We start from the raw sequence: 13,429 nt of genomic DNA on the forward strand, positions 1-13,429 counted from the left end.
ACCAAAGAACAAGGCCGGGCGTAACCTGCCTGCGGCAATCGCTACCGGCGTGGTGCTCGGCGCGCTCGTCATCGGTGCGGTGTGGGTCGGCCCCAACGCGTGGTACCCCCTTGTCGCCGTCGCGATGGCGTTGGCCATGTGGGAGGTGCTCACGCGTCTGCGCGAGGCTGGTTACATCCAGCCGCGCACGCTGTTGATCATCCTCGGGCAGGTGATGATTTGGGCGTCGTGGCCCTACGGCCCCTCCGGGCTGGTCACCGGTTTCGCGCTCGCCGTGTTGGTGGTCATGTTCTGGGGCATGTTCCACCGCGGCCGCCACAACCACCCGGAGAATTACCTGCGCGATACTGCCGTGGGTATTTTCGTGCTTGCGTGGATCCCGCTGTTCGGCGCCTTCGCCGCGATGATCTCGCGCATTAGCGAGGGCGGAGTCTCCGGGTCCGCCTACATCGTGGCGTTCATGCTGTGCGTGGTGGCCAACGACGTCGGCGGCTACGCCTCGGGCGTGATGTTCGGTTCTCACCCGATGGCCCCGGCTATCAGCCCGAACAAGAGCTGGGAAGGCTTCGCGGGCTCGATGTGCTTCGGCATTGTCACCGGTGTGCTTGTGGTGCATTTCCTTATCGACGGCCCCTGGTGGATGGGCATCGTCCTTGGCATCGCCCTTGTCATCTGCGCAACCATGGGCGATTTGGTGGAAAGCCAGTTCAAGCGAGAGCTGGGCATCAAGGACATGTCGCAGCTGCTGCCGGGGCACGGCGGCATCATGGACCGTCTCGACGGCATGTTGCCGGCGGCCGCGGCGACCTACATCCTGCTCACCACCATCGCGTTTATGAACGCCGGCGCAATCTAGCTCGCGCACGCGGATTAGAACTCGTGCGCTCCACGTGCCAAAATGGGGCGCATTATGAGCGAGCAACCCGAAGCCACCACCGGCAACGTCCCGAAGATCCAGCTGCTGTCCCCGAAGCGGGGCATGCCGCCGAAGCACTTCGCGGACCTTTCTAAGCAGGAGCGCATCGACGCGCTGAAGGAGCTGGGCCTGCCGAAGTTCCGCGCCGACCAGATCGCGCGCCATTACTACGGCAAGTTCGAGGCGGATCCGCTCACTATGACGGATCTGCCGGAGAACCAGCGTCAGCTGGTCAAGGACGCTCTCTTTCCCACGCTGCTCACCCCGGTGCGCACGGTGGAGACGGACGAGGGCGACACGACGAAGACCCTCTGGCGTCTCCACGACGGAATTCTTCTGGAGTCCGTCCTCATGCGCTACCCGGACCGCGCCACACTGTGCATCTCTTCGCAGGCTGGCTGCGGCATGGCGTGCCCGTTCTGCGCCACCGGCCAGGGTGGCCTGGACCGCAACCTGTCCACCGCGGAGATCGTGGATCAGGTCCGCGCCGCCGCCGCGATGATGGCCGCCGAAGGTTCGCGCCTGTCCAACGTGGTGTTCATGGGCATGGGCGAGCCGCTCGCGAACTACAACCGCATGCTCTCGGCAGTCCGCCAGATCACCCAGCCGTCGCCGGACGGTTTCGGCATTTCCCAGCGCAACGTGACTGTTTCCACGGTGGGGCTTGCACCGCAGATCCGCCGCCTTGCGGACGAGGGCCTGTCCTGCACGCTTGCCGTTTCGCTGCACACGCCTGACGACGAGCTCCGCGACGAACTCGTCCCCATGAACAACCGCTTCTCCGTTGAGGACGTCCTGGACGCGGCCGCGTACTACGCCGACCAGACCGGCCGCCGCGTGTCCATCGAGTACGCCCTCATCCGCGACATGAACGACCAGGACTTCCGCGCGGACATGCTGGGGCAGAAGCTGCACAAGGCACTTGGCTCCCGGGTCCACGTGAACCTGATCCCGCTTAACCCGACCCCGGGCTCCAAGTGGGACGCGTCGCCCAAGGACCGCCAGGCAGAGTTCGTGCGCCGCGTCATCGCCCAGGGTGTGCCCTGCACCGTGCGTGACACGAAGGGCCAGGAGATTGCGGCGGCCTGCGGCCAGCTCGCGGCGGACGAGAAGGTCGGCTAACCCGCCCCAACCCACTGGCCCCAGCCCCACACCCCAGGAAACCAAAAAGGCCAGCCCAACCGGGCTGGCCTCACAGCTCAATCACAGAGCCAAACAACACCTAACGCTTAGCGCGCCTCGTGCTTCCCGCGCGGCTCGACCTCGATCACCTCGACGGTCTCGCGGCTTTCGCGGACCGGCTCAGCGGCAACGCGACGGGTCTCAACGGTCTCAACACGCTCGGTCGTCACGGCGCGCTGCTCCTGGTAACCAGGACGCAGGTGCGCAACGCGGGCCGGCTCGATGTTCAGCGCGCGCAGCTGGGAGTCGGTGAGGTTCTCGTACACCGGGCCTGACAGGGTGGCCTGGTCGTAGGTCCAGTCGGGCTCCTGGTGGCCGACCGGCTTGTTGTGAGAGGTCACGGTGCGCACCTGGGACAGCTTCGGCTTCACTGCGTGCAGGATCAGACCGAGCGCGATCACCACTGCGAGCGCAATGAGCCAGATGGTCTCCACGTGGCCCTGGTGGTTGCCGAAGTTGTAGGCAACGAGGAATGCGACGGAGATCCAGCCGGCGGTTTGGATGGTGCTGTCCGAGAATTCGCTCCAGCCGAAGCGTGCGGAGGGCACGTCAGCCTCGGATACGCCGTTGTACACCTGCGGTGCCTTGTCCTTCGCGTGGGCCACGGGAATGCTCCTTTTATTGCGGGGAACGGGTTTTAACTCCGCCTATCATCTCACACCGGGGGGCTCTTAGGGGCACAGATACCCCCAATGTGTTCAAACTTTCGCACCACAGTCTGCCTGCTTCGGCTGTATTTGTGGCGCTAAGGTGCACCGATGGTCTCTTTCGTGGCACAATGGTGCGCGTGAAAGATGTAATGATCCTGGGTTCGACCGGTTCCATCGGCACGCAGACGGTTGAGGTGATCCGGGAGAATCCCGATAAGTTCAACGTTGTCGGTTTGGCTACCGGCGGTAATAATCCGGATCTGCTCATTGAGCAGGCGCTTGAGTTCGGCCTGTCCGCGGACCAGGTCGCGGTGCGCGATATTGAGGGCGCGAAGAAGGTGTCGAAGGCGCTTGGCGGTTATGTCATCACTGGTGATAATTGCGCGCCCGCGCTTGTCGACGCTCAACCGGCCGACCTTGTCCTCAACGCCCTTGTCGGCTCCGCTGGTCTTCCGGCCACGCTTGAGGTGCTGAAGTCCGGTGCGACGCTCGCCCTGGCGAATAAGGAGTCACTGGTGGCCGGTGGCCGCACGGTGTTGGATGCCGCGCAGCCGGGCCAGATTGTGCCGGTAGATTCGGAGCACTCTGCGATGGCGCAGTGCTTGCGCGGCGAGGAGCACGGTGCCGTGTCCCGTCTTGTGCTCACGGCTTCGGGCGGCCCGTTCCGCGGCAAGCACCGCGACGAGCTGATGAATGTTACGCCGGATGAGGCGGTGGCGCACCCGACGTGGTCGATGGGCGCGATGAATTCCATCAACTCGGCGACGCTGGTGAATAAAGGCCTGGAGCTTATTGAGGCGTCGTTGTTGTTCGACATCGACCCGGATCTCATTGATGTCACGGTGCACCCGCAGTCAGTGGTGCACTCGATGGTGACGTTCCAGGACGGTGCAACGATCGCGCAGGCGTCCGAGCCGTCGATGAAGCTGCCGATTTCTTTGGCGCTGAATTGGCCGGACCGCATGCCGGACGCGCAGCCAGCTCTCGATTTTTCGGAGGCGTTTACGTGGGAGTTTGAACCGCTCGATTCCACGGATTTCCCGGCGGTGGAGCTCGCGCGTGAGGCCGCGAAGATGGGGGATCCGTACCCGGCGGTGTACAACGCTGCAAACGAGGGCGCGGTTGATGCGTTCTTCGCTGGCCGCATCAAGTTCCCGCAGATTGTGGACATCATCGCGGACGTGTTGGAGCGTGCCGGCGAGTTCGCGAAGACGCCGACCGACGTCTACGACGTGATGCGTACTGAGGCAACGGCGCGCGAGTACGTCGGTATGGCGATCTCGCGCGCCGAGCAGCGTTAGTACCTTCCCAGTAAAGGCACCTTTTGGGTTTCTTTGGCATCGTCGTGTTCGCGTTGGCGATCACGGCGTCGATTGCCTTGCACGAAGCGGGGCATATGTTTACCGCCCGCGCGTTCGGCATGCGAGTGCGCCGCTACTTCATTGGCTTCGGCCCGACTCTTTGGTCCACGAAGAAGGGGAACACGGAGTACGGTCTCGCGGCGCTGCCGTTCGGCGGATTTTGCGATATCGCGGGCATGACGGCGATGGATCCGGTCACGCCGGAGGAAGCCCCGCACGCGATGGTGAACAAGCCCGCGTGGCAGCGCATTGCGGTGCTCGCGGGCGGCATCGTGATGAATCTGCTCATCGGCGTGGTCCTGATCTACCTGGTGGCCACCACGAGCGGAATCCCGAACCCGTACGCAGACACCACACCGCGCGTCGGCGAGGTCACCTGCGTCGCGGACCAGGTGGACGCGGAGACGCTCGCGGAGTGCTCGGGCGCAGGTCCGGCGGGCACCGCTGGCATTCGAGCGGGCGACACGCTCACCGCCGTCGATGGAAACCCGGTGGAGACGTTCTACGATCTGCGCGATTACGTCATAGAGCGCCCGGGGGAGCAGGTGCTTATCGACGTGCTCCGCGACAACCAACCCCACACCTTTGAAGTCCCCATCGAGCCGGTGACCCGCATCAACGCGCAAACGGGCGAGCCGATCACCATCGGCGCCGTCGGCATCACTGCCGCCCCCATCAAGGAGGCGGTGAAGCAGTTCGGCCCGGCAGAGGCGGTGCCGGCCACGTTTAACTTCACCGGCCAGATGCTCGGCGCCACGGTCGAGGGCATCGCGAAGTTCCCGTCCATGATCCCGGGCGTGGTGGCATCCGTCTTCGGCGCGGAGCGCGACATGGAGGGGCCAATTTCCATCATCGGCGCTTCCCGCGCGGGCGGCGAGTTGGTGGCCCAAGACCAGTGGCCGGCGTTTTGGATGATGCTGGCCAGCCTGAACTTCTTCCTCGCCCTGTTCAACCTGGTGCCGCTGCCACCGCTCGACGGCGGCCACATCGCGGTGGTGCTCTACGAAAAGATCCGCGATTTCTTCCGCCGCCTTCGCGGCAAGAAGCCGGGCCCGCCGGTGAATTACGAGAAGCTCATGCCGCTGACCATCACCATGGCCGGCCTGCTGCTCGTGGTGGGCTTGTTCGTCATGCTGGCGGACGTGGTCAATCCGATTCGCCTCCTCGGCTAGGCGCCCCGGTTTCCGCGCAGTTCGGGTGTAAGGTATGCACCTATGAGCGCTCCCATCGGATTAGGCATGCCAGAAGGTCCGGCCCCCACGCTGGCCCCGCGTCGGAAGACCCGCCAGCTGATGGTGGGTGGTGTCGGCGTCGGTTCGGACCACCCGATCACTGTGCAGTCGATGACCACCACGAAAACGCACGATATCAACGCCACGTTGCAGCAGATCGCGCAGCTGGCCACCGCCGGTTGCGACATTGTGCGTGTCGCGTGCCCGAAGACGGTGGACGCGGAGGCCCTGCCGGCTATCGCGGCGAAGTCGCCGATCCCGGTCATCGCGGATATTCACTTCCAGCCGAAGTACATCTTCGCGGCCATCGATGCCGGCTGCGCCGCGGTGCGCGTGAACCCGGGCAACATCAAGGAGTTCGACGGCCGCGTCAAAGAGGTGGCGAAGGCCGCGGGCGACGCCGGCATCCCGATCCGCATCGGCGTCAACGGCGGCTCCCTGGATAAGCGCCTGCTGAAAAAGTACGGCAAGGCCACCCCGGAGGCGCTGGTCGAATCCGCGATCTACGAGGCTGGGCTGTTCGAGGAGTACGGCTACGGCGATATCGCCATTTCCGTGAAGCACTCCGACCCGGTGCTCATGGTGGAGGCCTACCGCCAGCTCGCGGAGAAGACGGATTACCCGCTGCACCTCGGCGTGACGGAGGCGGGCCCGAAGTTCATGGGCACCATCAAGTCTTCCGTCGCGTTCGGCGCCCTGCTCTCCCAGGGCATCGGCGACACCATCCGCGTGTCCCTGTCCGCGGATCCGGTGGAGGAGATCAAGGTCGGCGACCAGATCCTGCAGTCGTTGAACCTGCGTCCCCGCAAGCTGGAGATCGTGTCTTGCCCGTCGTGTGGCCGCGCGCAGGTGGACGTGTACAAGCTCGCCGAGGAGGTCACGGCTGGCCTCGAGGACATGGAGTACCCGTTGCGCGTCGCCGTCATGGGCTGCGTCGTAAATGGCCCTGGCGAGGCTCGCGATGCGGATCTCGGCGTGGCGTCGGGTAACGGCAAGGGCCAGATCTTCGTCAAGGGCGAGGTGGTGGAGACGGTGCCGGAGGCCGACATCGTGGAGACCCTGATCGCGCACGCGAATCGTATTGCTGAGGAGGAGGGGCTGGAGCAGGTCGCGGGCTCGGGCCCTGAGGTGAAGGTCACGCGTTAATGCGGCGCGTTTTCGCCCTGTGGGGTGCGGTTGTGCTCGCGGTGTCGCTCGCGGCGTGCACGCCGCGCCCGAATGACGCGGAGCCAGCGGCAAGTGCGTTTCTTGCGGCTTTAGAGAGTCGCGAGGTGAACAGTTCGCTTATCGACGATGCTTCCGCCGCCGACTCCTCCCTTCAATCCACCTGGGACGGTTTGCAGGCGGAGTCGCTCGACGCGGAGCTGGGCGACATCAACCAGGCCGAGAACCTCGCCACCGCAAAATACACACTCACCTGGCACCTGCCGCGCGAGCGCGAACTCACCTACGACGCGCAAGCCACGCTAACCCAGACGCAGGGGGAGTGGACGGTGCGCTGGCAGCCGTCTGTGCTGCACCCGCGCCTGGGCGCGAACCAGCACTTGGAGTTGCGCGCGATCCCTCCAGTGCAGGCCTCGGTGGTCTCCTCCGACGGCGTGGAGCTGCTCAAACCCGGCGTCGCGTTCCGTGTGCTGGTGGACACCGGCGACATCTCCACCCCCGGCGCCGCTGCCGCCGGCATCTCTCGTGCCTTAGAGCGCGCGCACGAAGTGGACCGTGGCGTACCCCTTATCGGCGCGGATGCCATCGCAGAGGGTATCGCCAATGCCGGCGACGTCTACTCGGCCGCCGTTATCCCAGCCGCTGCCGCAGAGGCGTTCACGGATGCCCTCGCAGGCGAGCCGGGCGTGCGGCTCAACGAGGAAGCTGCGATGGTCAACTCCCAGCCTGATTTCGCCCCGGACATCATGGCCCGCGTCGGCGAACTCGTCCGCGACGACCTGGAGGGCGACGCCGGCTGGAGCGTGTCCGTAGTCAACGAAAACGGCGCCGCGCTGGAGGACATCGAGCGCACCGAGCCGAACCCCGCCCCGGCGGTGCACATCTCGCTGGACCACCGCGTGCAGCAGGCTGCGGAAGCGGCGCTCGAACCCGTCGCCGGGCAGCAAGCCATGATCGTGGCCATTCGCCCCTCCACCGGCGGCATCCTCGCCATCGCGCAAACCCCAGCGGCGGACAAGGAGGGCAACCTCGCGACGATGGGCCAGTACCCGCCGGGCTCCACGTTCAAGATCATCACCGCCGCCGCCGGGCTCACCAAACAGGGGCTCACCCCGGATTCGCCGGTGCCGTGCCCGAGCACCATGGACATCTACGGTCGCACCGTGACGAACTATACGGGCTTCGGCCTTGGCACGGTGCCGCTGGAGCTCGCCTTCGCCCGCTCCTGCAACACCACGTTCGCCGACATCTCCACCAAGCTTGCTCCCGGCGAGCTCGAGGCAGTGGGTAAACAGTTCGGCCTGGGCCTGGACATGGAGATCCCCGGGGTGGAGACCATCACCGGTTCCATCCCGACGGGCGAGGAAGCCCTCGACCGCACTGAGGCCGGTTACGGCCAGGGGCACGACTTGGCCAGCCCGTTCGGCATGGCCCTCGTCGCAGCCACAGCAGCCCGCGGTTCCATGCCTGTGCCCTACCTGGTCAAGGGCGCGGAGACCAAGGTGGGGGAGGAAGTGCAGCCGCTTCCGCCAGAGGCTATCGACGAGCTCCGCCGCCTCATGGCCGCCGTCACCAGCCCAGGCGGCACCGCAGGCGGCATGAGCGCTGGCGGCGACATCCGCGGCAAGACCGGCGAGGCGGAAATCAACGCTGGGTCGCACTCCTGGTTCACCGGGTACAGGGCTGACGACGATATTGCGTTCGCCACCCTCGTCGTCCTCGGCGGCGGCTCGGAGGCCGCGGTGGCGCTTACGAACACGATGCTGTCTAACCTCAACGCTGAATAGCCCGGTCTCTCGGGGCGTATTTGACCTCGGGACTACCATTGTCCCCATGAATCCAAGAGGCCTACTTACCCCCGGAAAACCCACGCCTGAGCGCAAGGTGCCCAAGGACATCCAGCGCCCCGAGTACGCCTGGAAGAACGACGTCCAGGAAAACATCGGCGAACCCGTCGTCCAGACGCCGGAGACCATCGAGGCGATGCGCGAGTCTTCCAAGATCGCCGCGAACGCACTCGCCCTGGCAGGTGCGGCCATCGAGCCGGGCAAGACCACCGACGAGATCGACGGCATCGTCCACGATTACCTCATCGATCACGGCGCGTATCCCTCCACCCTCGGCTACCGCGGATACCCGAAGTCCAGCTGCATCTCGCTCAACGAGATCGTCTGCCACGGCATCCCCGACACCACCGTGATTAAGGAGGGTGACATCGTGAACATCGACGTCACCGCCTACAAGAACGGCGTGCACGGCGACACGAACGCCACCTTTTTCGCCGGCGAAGTTGCAGAAGAGCACAAACTGCTCGTCGACCGCACCTACGAAGCGATGATGCGCGGCATCAAGGTGGCGAAGCCGGGCCGCGAGATCAACGTCATCGGACGCGTCATCGAGTCCTACGCGAAGCGCTTCGGCTACAACGTGGTTACCGACTTCACCGGCCACGGCGTCGGCCCGACATTCCACAACGGCCTCGTTGTGCTGCACTACGATTCCGACGCCTACCGCGACGTACTCGAGCCGGGCATGACGCTCACCATCGAGCCGATGATCAACCTCGGCGAGCTGCCGTACCGCGTGTGGGACGACGGCTGGACGGTGCAGAACATCGACGGCGAGTACACCGCACAGTTCGAGCACACCATCGTGATTACCGAGGACGGCAACGAGATCCTCACGATCCCCGATGCCGATATTGCTGCGGGCCAGCACATGGCGGGGTAAGAGCCCGCCGCGCACTTCGTATATAAATCCAAGAACAGGGAAGAGGCCCCGCCGCTATTGCGACGGGGCCTCACGCTCGGGGCTAATCAGCGATTAGCGGCCGAACGGGTGCTGGATCCAGCCGTTGTAGATGGCGAAGTTGAAGCCAGCGATCACCAGGCCGATGATGGCGGCAACAGAGGCGATAATGGTGGTGTTGAGCCATGCCTCTGCCCAGCCCGGAACAGCCGCGCGGTCGGTCTTGCCGTCCGCGCCCTTGAACGCGTCGCTGATGTAGAACGACTTGGCCTGGTCAGCCTTGCGCTCCTCGGAACCGGCCTTGCCGATCTTCTCGGAGGAGTTCGGCTGCAGCAGGACGCGCTCCTCGCCGGTGAAGACCGGCAGTTCACCGCCGAACGCCTCGATGAGGGCCACGACGTAAACGTCGCGTTCGTCCTTGGTGAGAGCGTCAAACTCCTCCGGAGTCTTGATATCGTACTTAAAGCCCTTGCCCTTGACCGCCTTCTTTAGCGCCTCGGGCTGACCGAGCAGCTCACGCACCTGCTTGACCTGCTCCTCGGTCGGCGCGAGCTTATCCTTGGCCTCCTTGGAGGCCTTGGCCTGCTTTTCGGCCTCGTCACGGTCCTCCTCCGCAGCGGCCTTCGCGTCCTCAGCCTGCTTTGCTGCCTTGTTTGCTGCATTCTCTTCGTCAGCAGCCTTGTTCTTAGCGATGGTGTCCGCAATGGACTTGTTGGTGGCCTCGACTGCCGCGTCGGCGGACGCAGTGGCCTTCGCCTCGGCCTCGTCGGCAGCCTGCTTCGCGGCCTGGGCTTCCTTCAGCTTCTCGACAGCCGTCTCAGCCGCCTTGTCCGCAGCCTCACGAGCCTCATCAGCAGCCTTCTTGTCTGCCTCAGCCTGCTGAAGAAGAGCATCGTCAAATGGCTTATCCTCAGCGATCTTTGCAGAGGCGGCGGCCTTTTCGTTAGCCGCATTCGCGGCTTCGTTAGCGTCGACTGCCTTTTCGAGGCTCTCTACGGCCTCCTCGGCTGACTTGTCCGCGGTCTGCTTGGCATCCTCGTAAGCCTTCTGGTCATCGTTGGCCTTTTGCTGAACCGTTTCGAGGTTCGCGGTGGGGCTTTGGGCGCCCTCGACGGGGATGCCCGCCTCGGCGGCAGCCTGGTTGGCGGCGATCTGTGCGTCGATAGCGTCCTGAACTGCCGTCACTGCGGCCTGCTCCGCCTCATCCGCGGCTTTCTTCGTGGCCTCATCGGCCCCTTCGGCATCTGCAGCCTGACGCAGCGCGGTGGCCTCCTGAAGGGCCTCGGAAGCCGCGTTTTCCTTCTCGATAGCGTCCCGCATAATTTCCTGCATGCGATCTGCGACCTTCTTGGAGGCGTTTGCCTGGTCCTGAGCCTGGTTCGCCGCGATTGCGTCGTCGATAGCCTTCTGGGTCGCCTCTACGGCAGCCTCCTGAGCCTTGACAAGCTCAGCCTCCGCATCTTTGGCTTTCTGCTCGTCCTCAGCTGCCGTTTCCTGGGCTTCCTGGGCTTCCTTCGCTGCCTTGGCGGACGCAGCAGCCTTATCCTCAGCCTCGTTAGCCGCGATGGTGGCAGCCACAGAGTCATTAGCCGCGTCGGCGACTTCCTGGAGGTCAAGTGCGTCGAGCTTCGCCTGTGCCTCGTCCGCAGCCTCGCGGTCATCCACAGCCTGCTGCAGCTTCTCTACAGCATCAGCGGCGGACGCGTCTGCTACCGCGGCTGCGTCGGAGGCGGCCTTCTGGGCAGCCTTCTTCTCCGCGTTGGCTTTTTTAGCTGCCTCGGCAGACTTCTTAGCCGCTTCGATCTTCTCGTCGGCAATCTTCTGGTCCGCAGCAGCCTTCTCCTGGGCGGCCTTCAGGGTGTCGGCCTTGCTGGTTGCCTCGGTCGCCGTCTCATTGGTCGGAGCTGGGGTGTTCTCCTCCGCCACGGCGTAGGTGCCACCAGCGATGAGGCTCACGGTGGCAGCTGCGGCCACAGCGGTATTGCGAATCTTGCGCATTTTAATCCTTAAAAATCAGTAGGTCTGGAATCTGTCAGTGGCTTACAGGCCGTGAACGATGTAGTTGTACAGCGGGCCGACGATCAGGCCGATCACTGCGCTGACCATAGCGAAGATGCCGCCAGCGAAGAGAACCGGAACCCACTTCGGGGTGCCACCTTCGGCCGGGCTCTTAGAGAAGTCCCATTCGCCGATGAACTGGTTCCAGGTCACTCCGGTAGTGAGCTCATCGCCCTCTTTCTTGAGAGAGACATTGTCTTTCGGGCCCTCTTGAATTGGCACACCGTTCTCGTCCGTAGCAGGGATGCGAACGTCCAAGCTGAAGTTCGTAGCCGGCTTGGAGGTTTCGTCGGCGACTGCGACCGACATCGAGCCGGTTGCGACGGCTACTGCGGTGGCACCTGCCAACGCTGCCTTGCGGAAGTTGTGCATGAAACAAATCCCTTTCTGGTTGTTCTGGCAAAGACGCCCGGTCTCGTGTCGTGAAGCCCGGGAGCCTGGATGCTCCCTGAGACCTGACTGCAAATCCATATGGGATCCGCTCCGGTGTCTGTTTAGAAACATAGCGAACAGTGACGTTAAAATCAGCTTTTATTTCAAAGATGTCTGTATAAAATTGTTCAACACTTTGTGGTCTGGTGGCCGGTTCTAATACTTCATTCGCGTTCTGGCGAAACCTACCAGGGCATCTTATGTGCCTATAAGGTAGGGGGCCTGTTCGGTTACGGCCCCCAATAATGGGGGTCAATCATCGATGAAGTCGAGCTCCAGGCCGAGGATGGCGTTTTCGGTGACCTCGGGCAGGGCGGGGTGGATCCAGTACTGCTTGCGGGGGAACTCGCGAAGGTCGAGTTCGTAGGCGAGGATCGTGATCGCTTGTTGGATCAGAGTGGAGGCCTGCGGGCCCATGTAGTGCGCGCCGAGGAGCTGGCCCGAGTCCTTGTCGGCGACGAGTTTCGCTACGCCTGTGGAGTCCTCGAGCGCCCAGCCGTAGGCGACGTCGCCGTAGTTCTGGATCATGCAGGTGACGTTGTGGCCGGCGTCTGTGGCTTGCTGCTCGGTGAGGCCCACAGTGGCGATCTGCGGGTGGGTGAACACGGCGTAGGGGACGTGGTCGTGGGGCATGGGCTTTAGCGCCGCGTCGTCCTGACCGGCCCAGGCGGCCAGCACGTTGTGGGTCACTGCGCGCGTTTCGGCGTTTGCCACGTGCTTGAGTTGGTACGGCGAGGAGATGTCGCCGAGAGCCCAGACGTCAGCGGCGGTGGTGCGCCCGAAATCGTCGACAACCACGCGGCCGTCGGGGTGGGTGTCGATGCCGGCGGCGGCCACATCCAACGTGTCCGAGTTGGGCACGCGGCCGGTGGCGATGAGGAGGGCCTCGGAGGTGACGGCGGAGCCGTCGTCAAGCAAAAGCTCAACTCCCCCGTCCGTCTTGGACGCGGAGGTGACCGTGCGGCCGATGCGGGCGTCGAAACGCTCCGCGGCGATCGCGTTGAAGGCGTCCGTGATGTCCTTATCCAGCGAGCGCAACAGCGGCGAGCGGTTGATCACCGTGACCTTCGTGCCGAGGGCCTCGAAGATGTGCGCGAACTCCATGGCGATGAAGCCGCCGCCGACGATGGTGAGGCTCTCCGGCTGCTTCTCGAGGCGCATGATGTCCTCGTTGGTGTGGAACGGCACGGCCTCGGCCCACTCCGGGATAAACGGGCGCGAACCCGCGGCGAGGATAATGGTGTCGCCGGTGATCGTGGCGTCCTCGCCATCAATGCCAGTGGCGAGCGTTTTCGGCCCGGTGAAGTGCGCCTCGTGGTTATAGACGTCCACGTTGGGGGAGCCGTCGCCGCGGCGGTACTCCTCGCCGCCCTTGGCGATGAGGTCGATGCGGCGGTCGAAGACGCGCTCCACGATGCCGGGCCAATCCGCGCCCTTGTATTCCAGGTCGATACCCAGCTTGCCGGCCTCGCGCGCCGTGTAGGCGGTCTCCGCGGCGAGCACGAACATCTTCGTGGGGATGCAGCCCACGTTCAGGCAAGTGCCGCCGAACGCGCCCTTTTCCACGATGGCGATGGATTTGTCCTCGAAATCCGGTCCGACGATCGTGTTGCCGGAGCCCGCGCCGACGATGATGAGGTCGTAGTGCTTTTCCATGGGTGTCCTCTCTCTGGCTTTTCTGAGTGG

The 13,429-nt window shown here is 64.2% G+C and carries 11 protein-coding genes; 7 read left to right on the top strand and 4 right to left on the bottom strand.

What is annotated here, in order from left to right:
* Nucleotides 1-25: 25 nt before the first annotated feature.
* Both HWX32_RS03980 and rlmN read left to right on the top strand, forming a co-directional pair.
* The gene (locus tag HWX32_RS03980) at nucleotides 26-856 is read left to right on the top strand and encodes a phosphatidate cytidylyltransferase (protein ID WP_254868297.1); all 831 of its coding nucleotides are present in this window, start codon (nucleotides 26-28) and stop codon (nucleotides 854-856) included.
* 54 nt (nucleotides 857-910) lie between these two features.
* The gene (gene rlmN / locus HWX32_RS03985; RefSeq protein ID WP_075468992.1) at nucleotides 911-2,038 is read left to right on the top strand and encodes a 23S rRNA (adenine(2503)-C(2))-methyltransferase RlmN; all 1,128 of its coding nucleotides are present in this window, start codon (nucleotides 911-913) and stop codon (nucleotides 2,036-2,038) included.
* A gap of 107 nt (nucleotides 2,039-2,145) precedes the next feature.
* Here rlmN and HWX32_RS03990 read toward each other — a convergent pair whose 3' ends face one another.
* Nucleotides 2,146-2,703, bottom strand: coding sequence for a DUF2631 domain-containing protein (locus HWX32_RS03990; protein ID WP_175934795.1), 558 nt, complete (start codon nucleotides 2,701-2,703; stop codon nucleotides 2,146-2,148).
* 173 nt (nucleotides 2,704-2,876) lie between these two features.
* On the opposite strand from HWX32_RS03990, the gene dxr reads away from it, so the two are divergent.
* From dxr to map, 5 genes are read left to right on the top strand one after another with little or no spacing between them, the layout of a single operon-like run.
* On the top strand, nucleotides 2,877-4,049 hold the full coding sequence (dxr, locus tag HWX32_RS03995) for a 1-deoxy-D-xylulose-5-phosphate reductoisomerase (protein ID WP_175934796.1): 1,173 nt from the start codon (nucleotides 2,877-2,879) through the stop codon (nucleotides 4,047-4,049).
* Nucleotides 4,050-4,072: 23 nt separating this feature from the next.
* The gene (locus HWX32_RS04000) at nucleotides 4,073-5,281 is read left to right on the top strand and encodes an RIP metalloprotease (protein ID WP_175934797.1); all 1,209 of its coding nucleotides are present in this window, start codon (nucleotides 4,073-4,075) and stop codon (nucleotides 5,279-5,281) included.
* 42 nt (nucleotides 5,282-5,323) lie between these two features.
* Nucleotides 5,324-6,487, top strand: a complete 1,164-nt coding sequence (gene ispG / locus HWX32_RS04005) for a flavodoxin-dependent (E)-4-hydroxy-3-methylbut-2-enyl-diphosphate synthase (protein ID WP_175934798.1) — start codon at nucleotides 5,324-5,326, stop codon at nucleotides 6,485-6,487.
* The gene (locus tag HWX32_RS04010) at nucleotides 6,487-8,292 is read left to right on the top strand and encodes a penicillin-binding transpeptidase domain-containing protein (RefSeq protein ID WP_175934799.1); all 1,806 of its coding nucleotides are present in this window, start codon (nucleotides 6,487-6,489) and stop codon (nucleotides 8,290-8,292) included. The genes ispG and HWX32_RS04010 overlap by 1 nt, the downstream gene beginning before the upstream one ends.
* Nucleotides 8,293-8,338: 46 nt before the next feature.
* Nucleotides 8,339-9,235, top strand: coding sequence for a type I methionyl aminopeptidase (gene map / locus HWX32_RS04015; RefSeq protein ID WP_175934800.1), 897 nt, complete (start codon nucleotides 8,339-8,341; stop codon nucleotides 9,233-9,235).
* Nucleotides 9,236-9,328: 93 nt separating this feature from the next.
* Here the strand turns inward: map and HWX32_RS04020 are convergent, their stop codons facing one another.
* The 3 genes from HWX32_RS04020 to mtr all read right to left on the bottom strand — a co-directional run bounded on the left by HWX32_RS04020 (nucleotide 9,329) and on the right by mtr (nucleotide 13,399).
* The gene (locus HWX32_RS04020; RefSeq protein ID WP_175934801.1) at nucleotides 9,329-11,251 is read right to left on the bottom strand and encodes a hypothetical protein; all 1,923 of its coding nucleotides are present in this window, start codon (nucleotides 11,249-11,251) and stop codon (nucleotides 9,329-9,331) included.
* Nucleotides 11,252-11,293: 42 nt separating this feature from the next.
* Nucleotides 11,294-11,683, bottom strand: coding sequence for a hypothetical protein (locus HWX32_RS04025; protein ID WP_175934802.1), 390 nt, complete (start codon nucleotides 11,681-11,683; stop codon nucleotides 11,294-11,296).
* A 312-nt stretch (nucleotides 11,684-11,995) separates the two neighbouring features.
* Complete coding sequence (gene mtr / locus HWX32_RS04030; protein WP_175934803.1) at nucleotides 11,996-13,399, bottom strand: mycothione reductase; 1,404 nt, start codon at nucleotides 13,397-13,399, stop codon at nucleotides 11,996-11,998.
* Between the last annotated feature and the right edge of the window lie 30 nt (nucleotides 13,400-13,429).

It is taken from the genome of Corynebacterium sp. Marseille-P4321, from assembly GCF_903645305.1.
GTDB lineage: Bacteria > Actinomycetota > Actinomycetes > Mycobacteriales > Mycobacteriaceae > Corynebacterium.